We start from the raw sequence: 21,250 nt of genomic DNA, 5'->3' as shown, positions 1-21,250 counted from the left end.
CGGTCTCAGGCGGGAGTGGCGCGCCCGACGAGGTGCGGCGAGCCGTCCTTCGGGTTGGTCAGCGCGAAGGTGTGTTCCCCGTCGTGCGAGCGCTCGGCGAACGCCACCGTGCCCGGCAGGAACACCGGCTTCTTGAACGCCACCTCGACGGTCACGGCGTCCGGCAACCGGTTCTCGATCGCGGCGATGCTGCGGGCCTTGGTCCACATGCCGTGGGCGATCTGGCGCGGGAAGCCCAGCGCCTTGGCGGTCAGCGGGTAGAGGTGGATCGGGTTGTGGTCACCCGACACGCTCGCGTAGGACCGGCCCAGGTCGGCCGGCAGCCGCCACTGCAGCCCGCCGGTGGGCGCGTCGGCGATCACCAGACCGGCGTCGGGCTCGCCCTCGGGCTTGCCGCCGCGGCGGAGGTAGGTCGAGGTGGACTCCCACACGACCTCGCCGCCGCTGGTCACGGTGGTCACGAAGTCGAGCAGCGCACCCTTGGCGTGCGCCCGCGGCGCCGCCACGCTCGTGGTCAGGTCGAGGACCTCACCGACCGCGATCGCCCGCCGGGCGGTGATGGAGTTCTCCAGGTGCACCATCCCGATCGCGGGGTAGGGGAACGCCGGGTCGCTCATGATCGCCATGTGCAGCGGGAAGGCCAGCATGTGCGGGTATGGGAGGGGGACGGTGTCCTTGCGCGGGAAGCCGCACACGGCGGCGTACGCATCGACGTCCGACCGGCTGGCCACGACGCCCGTGCGGTCGTAGGACAGGCCGGCGAAGCCCTGGGCGGACGCCTTCTTGACCCCGGGCAGCTGGTTGACGCCCGGCACGACAGGCAGGGCTGCCCGCAGCAGGGTGCTGAGCCCGCCGGGCTGGCCGGAGAGGTGCTTGGTCTCCATCAGGCGCCCAGCATCATCTGGCCGCAGACGCGCACGACGTTGCCGTTGACGGCCGTCGAGCCGGGGGAGGCGAACCACGCGATGGCCTCGGCCACGTCGACCGGCAGGCCGCCCTGGCTGAGCGCGTTGAGGCGCTGACCGACCTCGCGCGTCGCGAACGGCACTGCCGCGGTCATGGCGGTGATGATGAAGCCCGGCGCCACGGCGTTGATCGTGATGCCACGGCCGAGGTCGTCGGCGAGCGAGTCGACGAAGCCGATGACACCGGCCTTGGACGCGGCGTAGTTGGTCTGGCCGACGTTGCCGGCGATGCCGGCGATCGAGGCGACACCGATGATGCGGCCGTTGTCGTTGACGACCTTCTCGTCCAGCAGGACGCGGGTGATCTTCTCCGGCGCGGTGAGGTTGACGCCGATGACGCTGGACCAGCGGTCCTCGGCCATGTTGGCGAGCTTCTTGTCGCGGGTGATGCCGGCGTTGTGCACGACGATGTCGACGCCGCCGTGCTCGGTCGAGAGGTGGTGCGCGATGCGCTGCGGCGCGTCCTTGGCGGTGATGTCGAGGGTGAGGAAGTCACCGTCGAGCTCGCGCATCAGCGCCTGCAGCTCGCTGGCGGCCTGGGGTACGTCGACGCCGACGACCTTCGCACCGTCGCGGTGCAGCACCCGGGCGATCTGCTCGCCGATGCCGCGGCTCGCGCCGGTCACGAGGGCGATCTTGCCCTCGAGCGGGCGGGTCCAGTCGGCGACCGGCTCGGCCTTCTTCTCCTGGTGGGCGCCGATGCGCACGACCTGGCCGGAGACGTAGGCCGACTTGGGGGAGAGGAAGAAGCCGAGCGTCGAGGCGACGGCGTCGTCCGCACCCTCGGTGACGTAGACGAGCTGGACGGTGCCGCCCTTGCCCAGCTCCTTGCCCAGCGAGCGGGTGAAGCCCTCGAGGGCGCGCTGGGCGACCCGCTCGGAGCCCTTGACCGACTCCGGCGTGGTGCCGAGGACGACGACCCGCGGGCACGTGTCGAGGCGACGCAGCAGCGGGGTGAAGAACTCCTGGAGGGCGATCAGGCCCGCGGCGTCGGTGATGCCGGTGGCGTCGAAGACGAGCCCCTTGTAGGTCTCGCCCTCCGCCGTGGTCGAGGTCGACGCGATGCCGAGCCCGTCGAGCAGGGTGGGCAGCTGGGCGCTCAGCCGGCCGGCGCCACCGAGGACGACGGTGCCCTGGACGAGCGGCTCGCCAGCGGCGTACCGCTCGAGGCGCGTGGGGCTCGGGAGGCCGAGGTTCTTCACCAGCAGCTTGCCGATGGGAGAGGAGACGAAGCCCTGGTAACGGTCGCTCATGGGGTACTGATCCTCCGGGGAGTCAAGTGACGAAGAGACGGGGTGCAGAGAAGTTGTAACAATTGGTGTAACTCGGTGTCCACATTTCGTGATGTGGCGCTCATTGCATTCCCTGCAGGGGTGTTACGAGCAAGGATAGGAGCGCGCACTGGCACCATCTGCCGCGCAGCAGCGATTTCTCACCTCCCGCACCGGTCTTCACACACAGGAGCACACATGCAGGCCAAGACCCGCCGCGTCGCCATCATCGGCGGCAACCGGATCCCGTTCGCCCGGTCCAACACCGTCTACGGCGACGCCTCCAACCAGGAGATGCTGACCGCCGCCCTCGACGGCCTGGTCGAGCGCTTCGGGCTGCAGGGCGAGCAGCTCGGCATGGTGGCCGCGGGTGCGGTGATCAAGCACAGCCGCGACTTCAACCTGACCCGCGAGGTCGTCCTGGGCTCCAAGCTCAGCCCGCTGACCCCGGCCATCGACATGCAGATCGCCTGTGGCACCGGCCTCGCCGCCGTCACCCACATCGCCAACCTGATCGCCCTCGGCCAGATCGAGGTCGGCATCGCCGGCGGTTCCGACACCACCTCGGACGCCCCGATCGCCATCAGCGAGCGGCTGCGCAAGAAGCTGATCAAGGTCAACCAGCAGAAGGACACCAAGGGCAAGCTCAAGGTCCTGTCCTCGGTGCGTCCCGGCGACATCGGCGTCCTCCCGCCCAGCAACAACGAGCCTCGCACCGGCCTGTCGATGGGCGAGCACCAGGCCCTCACCACCCTCGAGTGGGGCATCACCCGCGAGGCGCAGGACGAGCTCGCGGCCGCCTCCCACCAGAACCTCGGCCGGTCGTGGGACGAGGGCTTCCACGACGACCTCGTGACGCCGTTCCGCGGTGTCGAGCGCGACGCCAACATGCGTCCCGACTCCACCGTCGAAAAGCTCGCCAAGCTCAAGCCGGTCTTCGGCAAGGGCGAGGCGGCCACCATGACCGCCGGCAACTCCACCCCGCTGAGCGATGGCGCCTCCACGGTGCTGCTCGCCTCGGAGGAGTGGGCCAAGGAGCGCGGCCTGCCCGTGCTGGCCTACGTCTCGGCCTACCAGTACGCCGCCGTCGACTACGTCACCGGCAACGAGGGCCTGCTGATGGCGCCGGCCTACGCGGTGGCGGAGATGCTGCAGCGCGAGGGCCTGACGCTCCAGGACTTCGACTACTACGAGATCCACGAGGCTTTCGCCTCGGTCGTGCTCTCGACCCTCAAGGCCTGGGCCGACCCGGTGTTCTGCAAGGAGCGCCTCGGCCTCGACGCCCCGCTGGGTGAGATCGACCGCACCAAGCTCAACGTCAACGGCTCCTCGCTCGCCGCGGCCCACCCGTTCGCCGCGACCGGTGGGCGCATCGTCCCCGTCGCCGCCAAGCTGCTGGACCAGAAGGGCAAGGGCCGCGCCCTGATCTCGATCTGCGCCGCCGGCGGCCAGGGCGTCGTCGCGATCCTCGAGCGCTGACGGCCGGAAAACCTCTGGAACGTTCGGTTCCCCCGCATCTGCGGGGGAACCGAACGTTCTCGTGTGTTGCAACACCCCAGAACGTTCCGACTCGCCCACGAGGTCCAGCCGTTGATAGGGTCGGCGCGATCGACATCCTTTAATGAGCCGTCCCGTGAGGCGGAGAAGGAGGTCAACGGCCATGGTGACCCACCTGCCCGACCCTCGCATCGTGCTCGACCCCGGTGACATCGCCCGGGCGCTCACCCGCATCGCCCACGAGATCCTCGAGCGCAACAAGGGCGCCGACGACCTCGTCCTCCTCGGCCTGCACACCCGCGGCGTCCCGCTCGCCCACCGGATCGCCGATCGCATCCAGTCCGTCGAGGGTGCCGCGGTCGCCGTCGGCGAGCTCGACGTCACGATGTATCGCGACGACCTGCGCAAGCAGCCCACCCGCCGGGCCCACAAGACCGTGCTCCCGGCCGGCGGCATCGACGACAAGGTCGTCGTGCTGGTCGACGACGTGCTGTTCTCCGGTCGCACGATCCGCGCCGCGCTCGACGCGCTGGCCGACCTGGGCCGACCCAGCGCCGTACGCCTCGCGGTGCTCGTGGACCGCGGCCACCGCGAGCTGCCGATCCGCGCCGACCACGTCGGCAAGAACCTGCCCAGTGCCCGCTCCGAGCGCGTGAGCGTCCGGCTGTCCGAGTCCGACGAGCTCGACGAGGTGACCATCTCGTGAAGCACCTGCTCTCGATCAACGACGTCTCCCCGGCCCAGATCCAGGAGATCTTCGAGACCGCCGCCGACATGCACGACGTGCAGAAGCGCGAGGTCAAGAAGCTCCCGGCGCTGCGCGGTCGCACGGTCATCAACATGTTCTTCGAGGACTCGACGCGCACCCGCTCGTCGTTCGAGATCGCCGGCAAGTGGCTCTCGGCCGACGTCATCAACATCTCCGCCAAGGGGTCGTCCGCCTCCAAGGGCGAGTCGCTGCGCGACACCGTGCTCACCGTCTGCGCGATGGGCGTCGACGGCCTCGTGATCCGCCACCCCGCCTCCGGAGCGGCCCAGCAGGTCTCGGAGTGGGTCGACGCCGTCGTCATCAACGCCGGCGACGGCATGCACGAGCACCCGACCCAGGCACTGCTTGACGCCTACACCCTGCAGCGGCGCCTCGGCACGCTCGAGGGCAAGCACGTCGCGATCATCGGCGACCTCACCCACAGCCGGGTGTTCCGCTCCAACGTCTTGTGCCTGACCAAGCTGGGCGCCCACGTCACCGTCGTGGCCCCGCCCACGCTGATGCCGAGCGGCATCGGCCCGTGGTCCAAGGAGGCCGGCTTCGCGACGTCCTACGACATCGACGACGTGCTGCCCGACGCCGACGCGGTGATGATGCTGCGCGTCCAGAAGGAGCGGATGTCGGGCGGCTACTTCCCGTCCGCGCGGGAGTACACCGTCGGCTACGGCCTCACCCGCGACCGCCTCCGGCTGCTCAAGCCCGATGCCCCGATCTGCCACCCCGGCCCGATGAACCGCGGCCTCGAGATCGCCGCCGACGCCGCCGACGCCGCCCAGTCGGCCGTGCTCGAGCAGGTCTCGAGCGGCCTCGCGGTGCGGATGGCCGTGCTCTACCACCTGCTTGCTGGAGAGGAGTCCTGATGGCCCTGATCATCACCGGCGCATCGGTGCTGGGCGAGAAGACCCAGGATCTGTACGTCGACGACGCGGGTCGCTTCGTCGCCGAGGCGCCCACGGGTGCCGAGACGGTCGACGCGTCAGGTCTCGTCGCCCTGCCGGGGCTGGTCGACCTGCACACCCACCTGCGCGAGCCGGGCCGGGAGGACGCCGAGACGATCCTCACCGGGTCGCGGGCCGCGGCGATGGGTGGCTTCACCGCGGTGCTGGCCATGGCCAACACGTCACCGGTGACCGACACTGCCGAGGCGGCCCTGCGGGTGTTCGACCTCGGTCGCGAGGCCGGCCTGGTCGACGTACAACCCGTCGGTGCCGTCACCAAGGGCCTGGCTGGCGAGGAGCTCGCCGAGCTCGGGCTGATGGCGCGCTCGCGGGCGCGGGTGCGGGTCTTCTCCGACGACGGCAAGTGCGTGCACGACGCGCGGGTGATGCGCCGGGCGCTGGAATACGTCAAGGCATTCGGCGGCGTCGTCTCCCAGCACGCCCAGGACCCGACGCTGGCCGGACCGGCCGCGTGCTGCCACGAGGGCGAGATCTCCGGACGGCTCGGCCTGCCCGGCTGGCCGGGCATCGCCGAGGAGGTCATCGTCGCCCGCGACGTGATGCTGGCCCGGCACACGGGTTCGCGCGTGCACGTCGCGCACGTGTCGACGGCCGGCTCGGTCGAGGTGCTGCGCTGGGCGAAGGCCCAGGGCATCGACGTGACCGCCGAGGTCACCCCGCACCACCTGATCCTCACCACCGATCTCCTCGAGGGCTACGACCCGACCTACAAGGTCAACCCGCCGCTGCGCCCGGCCGAGGACGTCGAGGCCCTCCGGGTCGCGCTCGCCGACGGCACGATCGACGCCGTCGCGACCGACCACGCCCCGCACGCCCGCCACGACAAGGAGCACGCGTTCGTCGACGCGGCCTTCGGGATGCTCGGCCTGGAGACGGCCCTCGCCGTCGTCCGCACGGCGCTGCCCGACCTGGCCTGGGCGGACGTCGCCAGGGTGATGTCGACCAACCCCGCGCGCATCGCCGGTCTGTCGGACCACGGCTCGCTGGACGTCGGCACGCCGGCGCACCTCGTGCTCGTCGACCCGGCTGCCTCGGTGGTCGTCGACCGGGCCGACTCGGTGTCGCTGTCGCGCAACAACCCCTGGCACGGCCGGTCGCTGACCTCCCGAGTGGTGCACACGGTGTACGGCGGGCGGTTCACCGTGCGCGACGGCCTCCTGCCCTGAGACCGATGCCCTCTGCCCGTTCCGGCCCGGCGGGTCTAGCGTGACCTCATGACCGAGTGGGCCGAGATCACGACCGTCGCGGAGCTGGAAGCCGTGGTGGGCACACCGGGGGAGCGGGCCGCCGGCAAGGAGCGCAGCGCGCTCACCGAGATCGATCGTGCCTGGCTGGCGGCGTCACCGTTCTGCATGCTCGCCACCGCGGACGCGGAGGGCCGCTGCGACGCCAGCCCGAAGGGCGACCCCGCGGGCCAGCTCGTGCACGTCCTCGACGAGCAGACCATCGCGCTGGCCGAGCGGCCCGGCAACAGGCGGGTGGACGGCTACCGCAACGTCATCGTCAACCCCTACGTCGGGCTCAACTTCGTGATCCCCGGACGCGCCGACACCCTGCGCATCAACGGCCGGGCCCGGCTGGTCACCGACGCCCCGTTCTTCGACGAGCTCGCGGTGCGCGCACGCCGCCCGATCCTGGCCCTCGTCGTCGAGATCGAGACGATCTTCTTCCACTGCGGCAAGGCGTTCCTGCGCTCCCAGCTCTGGGACCCGGAGACCTGGGCCCCCGAGGCGCTCGTGCCGCGGCGGGCTGTCATCGCCCAGGAGCTCGAGCCGCAGCCCGACAAGACGCTCGCTGAGCTCGACGACTACTACCGGCCGGAGAACTACGCGAAGGGCCTCTACTGATGGCGGTCCCGCGTTTCTGCATCTTCGTCGCATGACCCACCACCTCACCCGGGCCGACGCACGGCGCATCTCGGTCGTGGCCCAGCTGCTGTCGGGGGAGAGACCGACCGACTTCGACGACATGGTCGCCCACCTGACGCTGCTGCAGGCGGAGCCGACGGCGGCGGTCGCGCCCAGCGCGCAGGTCGTCACCTGGACGCGGCTCGGTCAGCGAAGCCGGCCGCACGACGTCGACGAGGCCGTCGCCGACGGCTCGCTGATCGAGCTGCACTCCATGCTCCGCCCGGCCTCCGACCTGAGGCTCTACCGCGCCGAGATGGCCGCCTGGCCCGGGCAGGGGGACCTGAAGGAGTGGCAGGTCGACGTACGCGACTGGGTCGAGGCCAACGACGACACCCGCCGCGACATCCTCGACAAGCTCGAGGACGAGGGACCGCTCACCGCGAAGTCGTTCCCGGACACCACGCTCGTGCCGTGGGAGTCGAGCGGCTGGAACAACGACCGCAACGTGCGGATGCTCCTGGACCGGATGGTGGAGCGCGGCGAGATCGCCCCGGTCGGCCACGACGGTCGCGACAAGCTGTGGGACCTGGCCGAGCGGGTCTATCCGGACGAGCCGGTCGTGCCCCTCGCGGAGGCGATGGAGATCCGGGCCCGCCGGCGGCTGCGCTCACTCGGCATCGCACGGGGCAGGGCCGCGGTGGCACCGAACGAGCCGAACGACGTCGGCGAGGTGGGGGAGCCAGCGGTGATCGAGGGCGTGCGCGGGGCGTGGCGCGTGGACCCGACCTACCTCGACGTCGAGCTGGTGCCGCGCGTCGCACTGCTCTCGCCCCTCGACCGGCTGATCTTCGACCGCAAGCGGATGGCGGAGATCTTCGAGTTCGACTACCAGCTCGAGATGTACAAGCCCAAGGCCAAGCGCCGCTGGGGCTACTGGACCCTGCCGATCCTCGACGGCGACCGCCTCGTCGGGAAGGTCGACGCGACGGCCGACCGCCAGGGCGGAGTGTTCGTGGTCAACGCCGTCCATGAGGACGAGCCGTTCTCGGCGGAGCGGACCGAGGGCGTCCGCGACGAGCTCACTGCGCTGGCGACCTGGCTCAATCTCGAGCTGGTCCGGACCGAAAAAGATGTGCCTCCACGGCGGACCTGACTCGCGCCGACTGCGGCTGGAGTCCGTCAGCGACGCTTCTGCACGCTGACGTGGTTGTGGGCGCCGACGACCTTGGTGGCGGTGCGCCCAGCGGCCACGGTGACCGTGTTGGCGTCACCACGGACCCGCAGCCGGTCGAGCCGGCGGTGGGTCACCGCGTTCTCGTCGCCGATGACGCGGGTCCGGAAGCCGCGGCGCACGTCCACGACATTGTCGGTGCCGGCGACGACGAGGACGTGAGTGCGGTCTGCGGTCAGGGACGTGCCGTCGGCCCGAGCGGTGACGCCCTCGACGAGCCCCGTGACGGCGGCCGAGGATCCGGTGCCGGTCATGGACAGTGCCTTCGCGGACGTCATCGCCACGGCGCTGCTGCTCCCGGTGATCTCGACCAGGATCTGCGTCTTGGCAGTGACCGTCGTGTTCTCGCCGCTGACGACGAGGCGAGTCGCGGTCGACATGGTCACCGTCGCGTTGTCGGCCTCGACGAAGACGATGCCGCAGGCGCCGATGAGCTCGTAGTGCGTGTTGTCCGCGGTCAGCACGACCTCGTCGCTGATGCAGCTGACGCGAGTCGGGAGGGCTGCGTCGGCCGACACCGGAGCGAGCAGGAGGGCGGCGGGCGCGACAAGGGCAGCCGCGATGCGAGCGAGAGTGCGGGGCATGAGGACCTCCGTCAGGTGGCACCGACGTACTGCCGGTATCCCACCACCCTGCACCCTTCTCGGGCCGTTCCCCGCTTCCTGTCGACGTGGTCTCGGACACACTCGTGCTGGCGTGCAGTCTCCCACCACGCTGATAGGGTCGGCATCGCTCGAACATCCTTTAACGATCCGTCCTGTGAGGCGGAGAAGGAGGTACGGCGTTGCCTTCTCGCGCGCCCGCACTGCTCGTCCTCGAGGACGGTCGGTCTTTCACCGGATATGCCTTTGGCGCCGAGGGGGAGACCTTCGGCGAAGCAGTCTTCTCCACCGGCATGACCGGCTACCAGGAGACCCTCACCGATCCCAGCTACCACCGGCAGGTCGTCGTGATGACGGCCCCGCATGTCGGCAACACCGGGATGAACGACGAAGACCCGGAGTCCCACAAGATCTGGGTCGCCGGCTACGTCGTCCGCGATCCCGCCCGCGTGCCGTCCAACTGGCGCTCGCAGCGCACCCTGGACGACGACCTGCGTGAGCAGGGTGTGGTCGGCATCTGCGACGTCGACACCCGCGCGCTGACTCGTCACCTGCGTGAGCGCGGCGCCATGCGCGTCGGCATCTCCAGCACCGAGACCGACGCCCGCAAGCTGCTGGCGCGCGTGCTCGAGTCCGGCGAGATGGCGGGCGCCAACCTCAGCGAGGCGGTGTCGACGAAGGAGGCCTACGTCGTGCCCGCGGTCGGTGAGAAGCGCTTCACCGTCGCCGCGGTCGACCTGGGCATCAAGGCCAACACCCCGCGGATGATGGCCGAGCGCGGCATCGAGGTGCACGTGCTGCCCGCGACCTCCACGATCGAGGACGTCCTCGCCGTCAGCCCCGACGGGCTCTTCTTCTCCAACGGTCCCGGCGACCCGGCGGCCACGACCGGTCAGGTCGAGCTGCTCAAGTCCGCCCTCGAGCGCGACGTCCCCTACTTCGGCATCTGCTTCGGCAACCAGCTGTTCGGCCGCGCGCTGGGCTTCGGCACCTTCAAGCTCAAGTACGGCCACCGCGGGATCAACCAGCCCGTCATGGACCGCACCACCGGCAAGGTCGAGGTCACCGCCCACAACCACGGCTTCGCGGTCGACGCTCCCCTCGAGGGATCGACGACGACGCCGTACGGCGAAGCGACCGTGAGCCACGTCTGCCTCAACGACGACGTGGTCGAGGGACTCGAGCTCCGCGACGAGCAGGGGAAGCTGAAGAGCTTCTCGGTGCAGTACCACCCCGAGGCAGCAGCCGGCCCGCACGATGCGGCCTACCTCTTCGACCGGTTCATCACCCTCATGGAAGGGACGGCCTGACATGCCGAAGCGCGACGACATCAAGTCCGTCCTGGTCATCGGCTCCGGGCCGATCATCATCGGGCAGGCCTGCGAGTTCGACTACTCCGGCACCCAGGCGTGCCGGGTCCTGATGGCCGAGGGGATCCGGGTCATCCTGGTCAACTCCAACCCGGCCACAATCATGACCGACCCCGAGTTCGCGGACGCGACCTACATCGAGCCGATCACGGCGGAGTACGTCGAGAAGGTCATCGCCAAGGAGCGCCCCGACGCGCTGCTGGCGACCCTCGGCGGCCAGACCGCGCTCAACTGCGCGATCGACCTCGACAAGGCCGGCGTCCTGGAGAAGTACGGCGTCGAGCTGATCGGCGCCAGCATCGAGGCCATCGACCGCGGGGAGAACCGCGAGATCTTCAAGAAGATCGTCGACGAGCTCGGCGGCGAGAGCGCGCGCAGCGTGGTCTGCCACTCGATGGACGACCTGCTCGCGGCTGTCGACGAGCTCGGCTACCCGATGGTGGTGCGCCCCTCCTTCACGATGGGCGGCACCGGCTCCGGCATGGCCTACAACGAGGAGGACCTGCGCCGCATCGGTGGCGGCGGCCTCGCGGCCTCCCCGACCAGCGAGGTGCTCCTCGAGGAGTCGATCATCGGCTGGAAGGAGTACGAGCTCGAGGTCATGCGCGACACCGCGGACAACGTGGTGATCATCTGCTCGATCGAGAACCTCGACCCGATGGGCGTGCACACCGGCGACTCGATCACGGTCGCGCCGGCGATGACGCTCACCGACCGCGAATACCAGGCGATGCGCGACATGGCCATCGGGATCATCCGCAGCGTCGGCGTCGACACCGGCGGCTGCAACATCCAGTACGCCGTGAACCCCGAGGACGGTCGCCTGATCGTCATCGAGATGAACCCGCGTGTCTCCCGCTCGAGCGCGCTGGCCTCCAAGGCGACCGGCTTCCCGATCGCCAAGATCGCGGCCAAGGTCGCGATCGGCTACACCCTCGACGAGATCCGCAACGACATCACCCAGGAGACCCCGGCCTCCTTCGAGCCCTCGCTCGACTACGTCGTGGTCAAGGTCCCGCGCTTCGCGTTCGAGAAGTTCGTGGGCGCCGACACCACCCTGACCACCCACATGAAGAGCGTCGGCGAGGCGATGGCCATCGGCCGCAACTTCACCGAGTCGCTGCAGAAGGCGCTGCGCTCCCTCGAGAGCAAGGGCGCGATCTTCGACTTCGCCTCGCCCGTGGGCGACAAGGCCGAGCTGCTGGAGAAGTCCAAGATCCCGACCGATGGACGCCTGCGCACCGTGATGGACTCCATCCGCGCCGGCGCCACGGCCGAGGAGGTCTTCGAGGCCACCAAGATCGACCCGTGGTTCGTCGACCAGCTGTTCTTGATCAAGGAGGTCGCCGACGACCTCGCGGCCGCCGTCGAGCTCGACCACGAGACGCTGCGCACCGCCAAGCGCCACGGCTTCTCCGACGCGCAGATCGCGGCCATCCGCGGCCTGCGCGAGGACGTCGTGCGCGGGGTGCGCCAGGCGCTCGGCCTGCGCCCGGTCTACAAGACGGTCGACACCTGCGCCGCCGAGTTCGCGGCGCAGACGCCCTACCACTACTCGTCCTACGACGAGGAGACCGAGGTCCAGCCGCGGGCCGAGGGCAAGGAAGCCGTCATCATCCTGGGCAGCGGGCCCAACCGGATCGGCCAGGGGATCGAGTTCGACTACTCCTGCGTCCACGCCAGCATGGCGCTGAGCGAGGCCGGCTACGAGACGATCATGGTCAACTGCAACCCCGAGACCGTCTCGACCGACTACGACACCTCCGACCGGCTCTACTTCGAGCCGCTCACCCTGGAGGACGTGCTCGAGATCGTCCACGCCGAGCAGCAGGCCGGCCCGATCGCGGGCGTCATCTGCCAGCTCGGTGGCCAGACCCCGCTGGGGCTGGCGCAGGGCCTGGCTGACGCCGGCGTCAAGATCGTCGGCACCCAGCCCGAGGCGATCGACCTCGCGGAGGAGCGCGGTGCCTTCGGCCGCGTGCTCGTCGAGGCCGGGCTGCCCGCCCCCAAGCACGGCATGGCGACGTCGTACGCCGACGCGAAGCGCATCACCGACAGCATCGGCTACCCCGTGCTGGTCCGCCCATCCTACGTCCTGGGTGGACGCGGCATGGAGATCGTCTACGACGACGACCGCCTGCGCTCCTACATCGACAGCGCCACCGAGATCAGCCCCGAGCGGCCGGTCCTCGTCGACCGGTTCATCGACGACGCGATCGAGATCGACGTCGACGCGATCTTCGACGGCGAGGAGCTCTTCCTCGGCGGCGTGATGGAGCACATCGAGGAGGCCGGCATCCACTCCGGCGACTCGTCGTGCGCGCTGCCGCCGATCACCTTGGGCTCCTCCGAGATCCAGCGGATCCGCCAGGCGACCGAGGCGATCGCCCGGGGCGTCGGGGTCCGGGGTCTGCTCAACATCCAGTTCGCGCTCGGCTCCGACGTGCTCTACGTCCTCGAGGCCAACCCGCGGGCGTCGCGGACCGTTCCGTTCGTCTCCAAGGCCACCGGCACCCCGCTGGCCAAGGCGGCGGCGCGGGTGATGCTCGGTGAGTCGATCGCCGACCTGCGCGCCGTGGGCCTGCTGCCCGAGCGCGACGGCGGCGACCTCCCCGAAGGTGCGCCGATCGCGGTGAAGGAGGCCGTGATGCCGTTCAACCGGTTCAAGACCCCCGACGGCCGCAACGTCGACACCGTGCTCGGCCCGGAGATGAAGTCGACCGGCGAGGTGATGGGCTTCGACGCCGACTTCGGCACCGCCTTCGCCAAGGCCCAGACGGCCTCCTACGGCTCGCTGCCCACCAGTGGCCGGGTCTTCGTCTCGGTCGCCAACCGCGACAAGCGCAACATGATCTTCCCGATCAAGGTGCTGGCCGAGCGCGGCTTCGAGATCCTCGCCACCGCCGGCACCGCCGGGGTGCTGCGTCGCAACGGCGTCAAGGTCACCACCGTCCGCAAGTACCACGAGGGCGAGGGCCCCCATGGGGAGAAGACGACCGTCCAGCTGATCCGCGACGGCGACATCGACCTCGTCATCAACACGCCCTACTCCACCGGCGGCTCGGCCCGCCTCGACGGCTACGAGATCCGCACGGCCGCGGTGGGCGCCAACATCCCGTGCATCACGACGATCCAGGGCCTGGGCGCCGCGGTGCAGGGCATCGAGGCGCTCGCGGCCGGCGAGATCGGCGTACGCAGCCTCCAGGACTGGAACAAGGCCGGAAAGATCGAGGCGTGACGGCGCTGATGGGCCGGCCCTACCGACTGCTGTTCGACCATGTGCTGACCCGGACCGATCCGGAGCGCGCCCATCACGCCGCGTTCGCGGCGATCCGGGCGGCTGCGCCGGTGACGACACGGCTGCCGCAGCGCAGCAACCGACCGGTCACGGCGATGGGGCTTGAGTTCGCCCACCCGCTGGGGCTGGCCGCCGGCTTCGACAAGAACGCCGTGGGCATCGACGCGCTCGGCGGCCTCGGCTTCGGCCACGTCGAGATCGGCACCGTCACGGGGGAGCCGCAGTCCGGCAACCCGCCCAAGCGGCTGTTCCGGCTGCCCGCCGACGGTGCGGTCATCAACCGGATGGGCTTCAACAACGACGGCGCCGAGGTCGTGGCCGCGCGCCTCGAGGCGCGCGGGCGGCGACCCGGTCCGGTCCTCGGGGTGAACATCGGCAAGACCAAGGTCGTGCCCGAGGAGGACGCGGTCGCCGACTACGAGAAGAGCACCCGCCTGCTCGCGCCGCACGCCGACTACCTCGTCGTCAACGTCAGCTCGCCCAACACCCCGGGACTGCGCGACCTGCAGGCCGTGGAGAAGCTCGAGCCCCTGCTGATCGCGGTGCGGGAGGAGGCCGATCGCCACACGGCCGACCGGGTGCCGCTGCTGGTCAAGATCGCACCCGACCTCAGTGACGACGACGTGCTCGCCGTTGCCGACCTCGCCGTCGCCCTCGGGCTCGACGGGGTCATCGCCACCAACACCACGATCAGCCGCGACGGGCTGAGGAGCGACCCCGACGCCGTCGCCGCGATCGGTGCCGGCGGGCTGTCCGGCCGACCGCTGACCGCACGCGCCAACGACGTGATGCGCGCCCTGCGGGCGCGCGTGGGCGACGACCTGACCCTGATCGGCGTCGGTGGCATCACCACGCCCGACGACGCCCGGGAACGACTCGCGGCCGGTGCCACGCTGCTGCAGGGCTACACCGCCTTCATCTACGAGGGTCCCTGGTGGCCGCGGACCATCGTGAGCGCCCTTGGCTGAGGCGCCCCGGCCCGGGCAGGGCCCCCTTCACGTCACCGGCGAGGTGCTGGCGACGAAGAAGGCGGGTGCCTACCGGCACCTCACGATCACGGCTCCCGGGATCCCGCAGCGGTTCCGGGCCGGCAACTTCGTGGCCGTGGACGCCGGCGAGGGCCGCCTCGCCCGGCGGGCGCTGTGGATCCACCGCGTCAAGGAGTCCGGCGCGTTCGGCCCGACCCTCGACGTGGTCGTCGACGCCACCGGCCCCGGGACGACGTGGCTGGCGGACCGCCCGGTGGGCGCCAGGCTCGCGATCACCGGACCGCTCGGTCGTCCCTTCGCCCTGCCGCGCGAGCCGGTCGCCTGCGTGCTGGTCGGCGTCGCCCACGGCGCTGCTCCGCTGTTCCCACTGGCCGAGCGGCTGCGCGAGCGTGGCTGTGCGGTCAACCTCGTCGTCGCTGCGCCGGACGAGGCCCACCTCCTCTCGGCGCTGGAGGCGCGGCGTTCGGCCCGGGCCGTCACCGTGATCACCGGCGACGGCTCCGTCGGTGTGCGCGGCGCCGTACCCTCCCAGATCGCGGAGATCCTCGAGCGCGCGGACGCCGACGTCGTCTATGCCGTCGGGCCCCGGGACGTGCTGCGTGCCGTCGCGGGCGCGGCGGAGGCCCGCGGCGCCTGGAGCCAGGTGGCACTGGAGACACCGATGCCGTGCGGCACCGGACTGTGCCAGGGCTGCCCGGTCCCCGTGATCGCCGAGGACGGTGCGTCCCGGATGGTCCGCGGCTGCGTCGACGGTCCCGTCTTCCGCGGCGACCGGCTCGACTGGGAGGCACTCGGATGAGCACGTTTCCCGGCCCCGTGATGGTCGCGAGCGGGTGCGGAGGCACCGGTCGCGAGCTGGCCGCCTACGCCGATCTCGTCGGCCTCGACCTCGTGACCCGTTCGATCACCCTCGACCCCCGTTCCGGCGGGCCGTCGCCCCGCATCGTCGAGACGCCCAGCGGGCTCGTCAACGCGATCGGCCTGCAGAACCCCGGGCTGGAGCACTTCCTGGCCACCGAGCTGCCCTGGCTGGTGCGTGCGGGCGTGCGCGTCTTCGTCTCGATCGCGGGCTCGTCGATGGGGGAGTACGCCGACCTGGCTCGTCGCCTCAGCCGCGCGCCCGGCGTCGCGGGACTCGAGATCAACATCGGCGCCCCCGACCAGGTCGGCGAGGACCTGTTCGACGTGCGCGAGCCCTACCACGCAGCCAGCGTCGTGGCCGCCGTCCGGCGGGAGTTCCCGGGCGACCTGCCGGTGCTGGCCAAGCTGCGCCCGGACCTGTCGCGGATCGTCGAGGGGGCCCGTGGGGTGACCGACGCCGGTGCCACCGCCGTCGTCATCGGCAACGCGGTGCCCGCGGCCATGCCCGACGGGCGGCCGGGGGGACTCAGCGGGCCCGCCATCGGCCCGATCGCGCTGCGCTGCGTGGCCGCGGTGACGGCGGAGCTCCCCGACGTGGCGGTGATCGGCGGTGGCGGCATCAGCAGCGTCGACGACGCCCGCCGCTTCCTCGACCTCGGGGCGCGTGCCGTGCAGATCGGCACCGCCCTGTTGCATGATCCGACAACGGTGGCGCGGGTCCGCGCCGCCCTGACCCGAGAAGAGGACGCTCCATGAGGTTCGGCGCCCGCCTGCACCACGCCATGACCACCCGCGGGAGGCTGTGCGTCGGCATCGACCCCCACTCCTCGCTGCTGCACGAGTGGGGCCTCGACGACGACGTCGCCGGCCTGGAGCGGTTCGCCCTCACCGTGGTCGAGGCGGTGGCGCCGCACGTGAGCGTCGTGAAGCCGCAGAGCGCGTTCTACGAGCGGTTCGGCTCGCGCGGGGTCGCCGTGCTGGAGCGCGTGATCGCCGAGTCCCGCGCCGCCGGTGCGCTGGTCCTGCTCGACGTCAAGCGCGGCGACATCGGGTCGACCAGCCAGGCCTACGCAGACGCCTACCTCGACCCCGCCTCACCACTGGCCAGCGACGCGATCACCGCGAGCCCCTTCCTCGGCGTCGGCTCGATCGACCCGATGATCGAGACCGCTCGCCGGCACGACGCCGGCGTCTTCGTGCTGGCCCTGACCTCCAACAAGGAGGGCCCGGAGGTCCAGCATGCTCGCAGCGGGGACGCCACCGTCGCCGGCACGGTGCTCGCCCACCTGGCCCACCTCAACGCCGACGCGACGCCGCTGGGCGACTTCGGTGCCGTCATCGGCGCCACCATCGGCAGCACCGACGAGCGGCTCGACTTCAACGGCCCGGTGCTCGCACCCGGCTTCGGCGCCCAGGGCGGAACCGTCGCCGACCTGCAGCGGATCTTCGGGGCCAACGCCCGCAACGTGCTGCCGAGCTCCTCGCGCGAGGTGCTCTCGGCCGGCCCCGACCGGACCGCCCTGCGCGACGCCGCCCTGCGCGGCAACGACGCCGTCGCGGCCCTGGGCGACGCATGAGGAGCCCGCTCGCGCTGGTCGTGGCCGCTGCCCTGCTGAGCGGCTGCGGCGGCGACGCCACGAGTGACTACTGCGAGACCGTCAAGGAGCACCAGGTCGAGCTCAGCGACATCGCGGCCAGCACCGAACCCGGCGCGATCTTCGGGGTCCTCGACGCATATCGGGACCTGCGCGACGCCTCGCCACGTGATCTTCGCGACGAATGGAGCCAGGTGATCGGCCGTCTCGAGGCCTTGGAGGCCGCTCTCGACGCTGCCGGCGTCGACCCGTCGACGTACGACCCGAAGACCACGCTGAAGTCGTTGCCGGCCGAGGAACGCTCCGCAATCCAAGGCGCGGCGCGGGATCTGGGCGACGAGCGGGTGGTCGCGGCGATGGCCGGAATCGAGCAGCAGGCCCTCGATGTGTGCAAGGCGCCGCTGAGCCAGTAGCCCGTCGGGGCCCGTGAGACGGACCCGCGGCCGATTGCTTGCCGAGTCGCACTCTGACTAGATTGACGCCGACGCCCAGCCCGCCCGACAGAGGAACCGATTCGTGGCCTTGCCCCCACTCACGCCCGCGCAACGCCAGGCCGCCCTCGACAAGGCCGCGGCCTCTCGCCGGGAGCGTGCCGAGGTGAAGAACCGCCTCAAGAACTCCGGAGCGTCGATCGTCGACGTCCTGCGTGAAGGCCGGGAGAACGAGGTCATCGGCAAGATGCGTGTCGTCGAGCTGCTGCAGTCGATGCCAGGCCTCGGCAAGGTCCGCGCCAAGCAGGTCATGGAGCGCCTCAGCATCGCCGAGAGCAGGCGGGTCCGGGGCCTCGGCATCAAGCAGGTCGCTGCGCTGGAGCGCGAGTTCGGCCCGCAAGAGCCGTCTTGACCACCCATCCCGCATCCCAGCCCTCGCGCCTGATCGTGCTCGCCGGCCCGACCGCCGTCGGCAAGGGCACCGTGGCCGCGGAGGTCCGCCGCCACCACCCCGAGGTCTGGATCTCGGTCTCCGCCACCACGCGCACGCCGCGACCGGGCGAGGAGAACGGCGTCCACTACTGGTTCGTCTCCGACGAGGACTTCGACGCCATGGCCGAGCGCGGTGACCTGCTCGAGTGGGCGGTCGTGCACGGCATGCACCGCTACGGCACGCCGCGGGGGCCGGTCGAGCTCGCGCTCGCCAGCGGTCACCCCGCGATGCTGGAGATCGACCTGCAGGGCGCCCGTCAGGTCCGCACGACGATGCCGGAGGCGCTGTTCGTCTTCCTGGCGCCCCCGTCGTGGGAGGAGCTCGAGCGTCGACTGGTCGGCCGCGGCACCGAGACGGCGGCCGAGCGCGAGCGCCGCCTCGAGACCGCGAGGGTCGAGCTGGCCGCCGAGAGCGAGTTCGACGTCACCGTGGTGAACCACGAAGTTCACGCTGCTGCCGAGGAGTTGGTAGCCTTGATGAGGGTCGACGCTCCGGATCAGTCCTCTGATCATTCTTGAGCCTCGACCGACCATCTCTTCGACTCTGTGAGGCTCTAGCTGTGTCAGCCCCCAACATCGCCGCCGAGGGCGTGACCAACCCCTCGATCGACGACCTGCTCACCAAGACCGACAGCAAGTACAAGCTGGTCCTCTACAGCGCCAAGCGTGCTCGTCAGATCAACGCCTACTACTCCCAGCTGGGCGAGGGCCTGCTCGAGTACGTCGGCCCGCTCGTGGACACCCACGTTCAGGAGAAGCCGTTGTCGATCGCGCTGCGCGAGATCAACGACGACCTGCTCACCTGCGAGGACGTCGACCCCGCCGAGCTCGCCGCCGAGGAGGCCGCTGCTGCGGCTGCCCGCGCCGAGGCGCAGGCGCAGTTCAACGCTGCCGAGTGACGTGTGACCACTGAGTCTGACGAGGCCGTGTCCCCTGAGGGGGCGCGGCCTCGCGCTCGTTCTGCTCGGGTCGTCCTCGGGGTCAGCGGAGGCATCGCCGCCTACAAGGCCTGCGAGCTGCTGCGCCGCTTCACCGAGTCCGGGCACGACGTGACCGTGGTGCCCACGGCGGCCGCCCTGGAGTTCGTCGGCGCGCCGACCTGGGCCGCGCTGTCCGGCAAGCCCGTCTCGAGCGAGGTCTGGACCGACGTCCACGCCGTGCCCCACGTCCACATCGGCCAGGGCGCCGACCTCGTCGTGGTGGCGCCGGCAACCGCAGACCTGATGGCGAAGGCCGCGCACGGCCTGGCCGACGACCTGCTCACCAACACCCTGCTCACCGCCCGCTGCCCGCTCGTGTTCGCGCCCGCGATGCACACCGAGATGTGGGAGCACCCCGCCACGGTGGCCAACGTCTCCACGCTGCGCGCCCGCGGTGCGATCGTGATCGAGCCCGCCGAGGGCCGCCTCACCGGCAAGGACACCGGCAAGGGCCGGCTGCCCGACCCGCTCGAGATCTTCGACATCGCCCTCGACGTGCTCGATCGCGGAGTCGTGGAGCCCGACCTGGCCGGTCGCCACGTCGTCGTGAGCGCCGGAGGCACCCGCGAGTACCTCGACCCGGTGCGCTTCCTCGGCAACCGCTCGTCCGGCCTGCAGGGCTATGCCCTCGCCCGCGCCGCGGCCGCCCGGGGAGCCGAGGTCACCCTCGTCGCGGCCAACGTCGCGCTGCCCGACCCCGCCGGGGTCAAGGTCGTGCCGGTCGAGACGACCGCGCAGCTCCACGACGCCGTCGTCTCCGCAGCCTCCTCCGCGGACGCGGTCGTGATGGCCGCGGCACCGGCCGACTTCCGGCCGACGTCGGTCAGCGAGGACAAGATCAAGAAGGCCGAGGATGGTTCCTCGCCGACGATCGAGCTCGAGCAGAACCCCGACATCCTCAAGGAGATCTCGCAGCACCGTCTCCGCGAGGGCTCGGTGATCGTCGGGTTCGCCGCCGAGACCGGTGACGCCACCGGGACGGTGCTCGAGCTCGGCCGCGCCAAGCTGGCCCGCAAGGGCTGCGACCTGCTCGTGGTCAACGACGTCAGCGGGGGAGCGGTCTTCGGCAGCCCGGACAACGAGGCCGTCATCCTGGGTGCCGACGGCGGCACCGTCGAGGTCCCCCACGGCACCAAGCGTGCGCTCGCCCAGGTCATCTGGGACGAGGTCGCGCGTCGATTCGACCCCTGAGACGGCCGTCCCGCATAGTGGGCGATCGCTATCGTGGACCCATGCCTGCGCGCCAACCGCGTCGGTCGCACCGCACCCTTGAGAAACCCTGAATAACCCTGACAGGAGCACCGCTGTGGCTGGACGCCTCTTCACCTCGGAGTCTGTGACCGAGGGTCACCCGGACAAGATCGCTGACCAGATCAGCGACACCGTCCTGGACTACCTGATGGAGAACGACGCCGACAAGGAAAACCTGCGCGTCGCGGTCGAGACCCTCCTGACCACCGGCCTCGTCGTCGTGGCGGGCGAGGTGCGCACCAACGCCTACGCCCCGGTCGCCGACCTGGTCCGCAAGAAGATCCTCGAGATCGGCTACGACTCCTCCGACAAGGGCTTCGACGGCACCACCTGTGGCGTCCAGGTCGCCATCGGCGCCCAGTCGGCCGACATCGCCGCCGGCGTCGACCAGGGCCACGAGGCGCGCGTCGGCTCGTCCGAGGACGACCTCGACAAGCGCGGTGCCGGCGACCAGGGCCTGATGTTCGGCTACGCCTGCGACGACACCCCCGAGCTGATGCCGCTGCCGATCATGATCGCCCAGCGCCTCGCCCAGACGCTGACCGAGGTCCGCAAGAACGGCACGCTCGCCTACCTCCGTCCCGACGGCAAGACCCAGGTGACGATCGCCTACGACGAGGACGACCGTCCCGTCCGCATCGACACCGTCGTGCTCTCGACCCAGCACGCCGAGGACGTCGAGCACGCCACCCTCGAGGCCGACATCAAGAAGCACGTGATCGACCCCGTGCTCGCGACGTTCGACATCCCCTCCGAGGGCTACCGCATGCTCGTCAACCCGACCGGCAAGTTCGTCGTCGGTGGCCCGATGGGTGACGCCGGCCTGACCGGTCGCAAGA

At 70.7% G+C, this 21,250-nt stretch carries 21 protein-coding genes; 18 read left to right on the top strand and 3 right to left on the bottom strand.

The genetic code is table 11. The annotated features are described in order from the left end of the window. Positions 1 to 5: 5 nt before the first annotated feature. Positions 6 to 884, bottom strand: coding sequence for a MaoC family dehydratase (locus CF8_RS11020; protein WP_010833201.1), 879 nt, complete (start codon positions 882 to 884; stop codon positions 6 to 8). After that, a complete protein-coding gene (locus CF8_RS11015; RefSeq protein ID WP_010833200.1) occupies positions 884 to 2,218 on the bottom strand; it encodes a 3-oxoacyl-ACP reductase in 1,335 nt (444 codons plus the stop codon). Before CF8_RS11015 ends, CF8_RS11020 begins: the two co-directional genes overlap by 1 nt. Positions 2,219 to 2,434: 216 nt before the next feature. On the opposite strand from CF8_RS11015, the gene CF8_RS11010 reads away from it, so the two are divergent. From CF8_RS11010 to CF8_RS10985, 6 genes are all read left to right on the top strand, one after another. Then, the gene (locus CF8_RS11010; protein WP_010833199.1) at positions 2,435 to 3,715 is read left to right on the top strand and encodes an acetyl-CoA C-acetyltransferase; all 1,281 of its coding nucleotides are present in this window, start codon (positions 2,435 to 2,437) and stop codon (positions 3,713 to 3,715) included. Between the two features lie 181 nt (positions 3,716 to 3,896). After that, positions 3,897 to 4,439 (top strand): bifunctional pyr operon transcriptional regulator/uracil phosphoribosyltransferase PyrR, encoded by a 543-nt coding sequence (pyrR, locus tag CF8_RS11005; RefSeq protein WP_010833198.1) that lies wholly within the window; start codon positions 3,897 to 3,899, stop codon positions 4,437 to 4,439. Beyond that, positions 4,436 to 5,362 (top strand): aspartate carbamoyltransferase catalytic subunit, encoded by a 927-nt coding sequence (locus CF8_RS11000; protein WP_010833197.1) that lies wholly within the window; start codon positions 4,436 to 4,438, stop codon positions 5,360 to 5,362. Before pyrR ends, CF8_RS11000 begins: the two co-directional genes overlap by 4 nt. Next, entirely contained in the window at positions 5,362 to 6,627 is a 1,266-nt protein-coding gene (locus CF8_RS10995; protein WP_010833196.1) for a dihydroorotase, read from the top strand. The genes CF8_RS11000 and CF8_RS10995 overlap by 1 nt, the downstream gene beginning before the upstream one ends. Before the next feature lie 48 nt (positions 6,628 to 6,675). Then, a complete protein-coding gene (locus CF8_RS10990; protein ID WP_010833195.1) occupies positions 6,676 to 7,308 on the top strand; it encodes a pyridoxamine 5'-phosphate oxidase family protein in 633 nt (210 codons plus the stop codon). Positions 7,309 to 7,339: 31 nt separating this feature from the next. Beyond that, positions 7,340 to 8,464, top strand: coding sequence for a DNA glycosylase AlkZ-like family protein (locus CF8_RS10985; protein WP_010833194.1), 1,125 nt, complete (start codon positions 7,340 to 7,342; stop codon positions 8,462 to 8,464). A 26-nt stretch (positions 8,465 to 8,490) separates the two neighbouring features. Here the strand turns inward: CF8_RS10985 and CF8_RS10980 are convergent, their stop codons facing one another. Further along, complete coding sequence (locus CF8_RS10980; protein WP_010833193.1) at positions 8,491 to 9,126, bottom strand: DUF3060 domain-containing protein; 636 nt, start codon at positions 9,124 to 9,126, stop codon at positions 8,491 to 8,493. A 200-nt stretch (positions 9,127 to 9,326) separates the two neighbouring features. On the opposite strand from CF8_RS10980, the gene carA reads away from it, so the two are divergent. The 12 genes from carA to metK form a co-directional block, all read left to right on the top strand. Next, on the top strand, positions 9,327 to 10,454 hold the full coding sequence (gene carA / locus CF8_RS10975) for a glutamine-hydrolyzing carbamoyl-phosphate synthase small subunit (protein WP_010833192.1): 1,128 nt from the start codon (positions 9,327 to 9,329) through the stop codon (positions 10,452 to 10,454). Between the two features lies 1 nt (position 10,455). Next, positions 10,456 to 13,752, top strand: coding sequence for a carbamoyl-phosphate synthase large subunit (carB, locus tag CF8_RS10970; protein WP_010833191.1), 3,297 nt, complete (start codon positions 10,456 to 10,458; stop codon positions 13,750 to 13,752). An 8-nt stretch (positions 13,753 to 13,760) separates the two neighbouring features. Then, positions 13,761 to 14,780 carry a quinone-dependent dihydroorotate dehydrogenase gene (locus CF8_RS10965; protein ID WP_036492888.1) on the top strand — a complete coding sequence of 340 codons (1,020 nt, stop codon included), beginning with the start codon at positions 13,761 to 13,763 and terminating at the stop codon, positions 14,778 to 14,780. Then, positions 14,773 to 15,600 carry an iron-sulfur cluster-binding protein gene (locus tag CF8_RS10960; RefSeq protein WP_036492885.1) on the top strand — a complete coding sequence of 276 codons (828 nt, stop codon included), beginning with the start codon at positions 14,773 to 14,775 and terminating at the stop codon, positions 15,598 to 15,600. Before CF8_RS10965 ends, CF8_RS10960 begins: the two co-directional genes overlap by 8 nt. Then, positions 15,597 to 16,418: a tRNA-dihydrouridine synthase gene (locus CF8_RS10955; protein ID WP_084622851.1), complete on the top strand. Its 822-nt coding sequence runs from the start codon at positions 15,597 to 15,599 to the stop codon at positions 16,416 to 16,418. The genes CF8_RS10960 and CF8_RS10955 overlap by 4 nt, the downstream gene beginning before the upstream one ends. Next, positions 16,415 to 17,239: an orotidine-5'-phosphate decarboxylase gene (pyrF, locus tag CF8_RS10950; RefSeq protein WP_010833187.1), complete on the top strand. Its 825-nt coding sequence runs from the start codon at positions 16,415 to 16,417 to the stop codon at positions 17,237 to 17,239. The genes CF8_RS10955 and pyrF overlap by 4 nt, the downstream gene beginning before the upstream one ends. Then, the gene (locus CF8_RS10945; protein ID WP_010833186.1) at positions 17,236 to 17,670 is read left to right on the top strand and encodes a hypothetical protein; all 435 of its coding nucleotides are present in this window, start codon (positions 17,236 to 17,238) and stop codon (positions 17,668 to 17,670) included. The genes pyrF and CF8_RS10945 overlap by 4 nt, the downstream gene beginning before the upstream one ends. Positions 17,671 to 17,773: 103 nt before the next feature. Next, the gene (gene mihF, locus CF8_RS22010) at positions 17,774 to 18,100 is read left to right on the top strand and encodes an integration host factor, actinobacterial type (protein ID WP_036490764.1); all 327 of its coding nucleotides are present in this window, start codon (positions 17,774 to 17,776) and stop codon (positions 18,098 to 18,100) included. Beyond that, positions 18,097 to 18,699, top strand: a complete 603-nt coding sequence (gmk, locus tag CF8_RS10935) for a guanylate kinase (protein ID WP_010833184.1) — start codon at positions 18,097 to 18,099, stop codon at positions 18,697 to 18,699. The genes mihF and gmk overlap by 4 nt, the downstream gene beginning before the upstream one ends. 41 nt (positions 18,700 to 18,740) lie before the next feature. Then, positions 18,741 to 19,079: a DNA-directed RNA polymerase subunit omega gene (rpoZ, locus tag CF8_RS10930; RefSeq protein WP_010833183.1), complete on the top strand. Its 339-nt coding sequence runs from the start codon at positions 18,741 to 18,743 to the stop codon at positions 19,077 to 19,079. Between the two features lie 27 nt (positions 19,080 to 19,106). Next, positions 19,107 to 20,351, top strand: a complete 1,245-nt coding sequence (coaBC, locus tag CF8_RS10925; protein WP_036492879.1) for a bifunctional phosphopantothenoylcysteine decarboxylase/phosphopantothenate--cysteine ligase CoaBC — start codon at positions 19,107 to 19,109, stop codon at positions 20,349 to 20,351. 115 nt (positions 20,352 to 20,466) lie between these two features. Beyond that, on the top strand, positions 20,467 to 21,250 hold a 784-nt coding region (gene metK, locus CF8_RS23130; RefSeq protein ID WP_036490762.1), incomplete at its 3' end, for a methionine adenosyltransferase.

Origin of the sequence: Nocardioides sp. CF8, from assembly GCF_000389985.1 — a bacterium.
Classification (GTDB): Bacteria; Actinomycetota; Actinomycetes; order Propionibacteriales; family Nocardioidaceae; genus Nocardioides; species Nocardioides allogilvus.
The sequence above is the reverse complement of the archived record's forward strand: the minus strand, read 5'-3'. Positions and strand labels throughout refer to the sequence as shown.

Bases quoted from the DNA above. Each gene is read 5' to 3' on its own strand.
- CF8_RS11020 (WP_010833201.1), bottom strand. From the start codon at position 884: ATGGAGACCAAGCACCTCTCCGGCCAGCCCGGCGGGCTCAGCACCCTG.
- CF8_RS11015 (WP_010833200.1), bottom strand. From the start codon at position 2,218: ATGAGCGACCGTTACCAGGGCTTCGTCTCCTCTCCCATCGGCAAGCTG.
- CF8_RS11010 (WP_010833199.1), top strand. From the start codon at position 2,435: ATGCAGGCCAAGACCCGCCGCGTCGCCATCATCGGCGGCAACCGGATC.
- pyrR (WP_010833198.1), top strand. From the start codon at position 3,897: ATGGTGACCCACCTGCCCGACCCTCGCATCGTGCTCGACCCCGGTGAC.
- CF8_RS10995 (WP_010833196.1), top strand. From the start codon at position 5,362: ATGGCCCTGATCATCACCGGCGCATCGGTGCTGGGCGAGAAGACCCAG.
- CF8_RS10990 (WP_010833195.1), top strand. From the start codon at position 6,676: ATGACCGAGTGGGCCGAGATCACGACCGTCGCGGAGCTGGAAGCCGTG.
- CF8_RS10985 (WP_010833194.1), top strand. From the start codon at position 7,340: ATGACCCACCACCTCACCCGGGCCGACGCACGGCGCATCTCGGTCGTG.
- CF8_RS10980 (WP_010833193.1), bottom strand. From the start codon at position 9,126: ATGCCCCGCACTCTCGCTCGCATCGCGGCTGCCCTTGTCGCGCCCGCC.
- carB (WP_010833191.1), top strand. From the start codon at position 10,456: ATGCCGAAGCGCGACGACATCAAGTCCGTCCTGGTCATCGGCTCCGGG.
- CF8_RS10965 (WP_036492888.1), top strand. From the start codon at position 13,761: ATGGGCCGGCCCTACCGACTGCTGTTCGACCATGTGCTGACCCGGACC.
- CF8_RS10955 (WP_084622851.1), top strand. From the start codon at position 15,597: ATGAGCACGTTTCCCGGCCCCGTGATGGTCGCGAGCGGGTGCGGAGGC.
- pyrF (WP_010833187.1), top strand. From the start codon at position 16,415: ATGAGGTTCGGCGCCCGCCTGCACCACGCCATGACCACCCGCGGGAGG.
- CF8_RS10945 (WP_010833186.1), top strand. From the start codon at position 17,236: ATGAGGAGCCCGCTCGCGCTGGTCGTGGCCGCTGCCCTGCTGAGCGGC.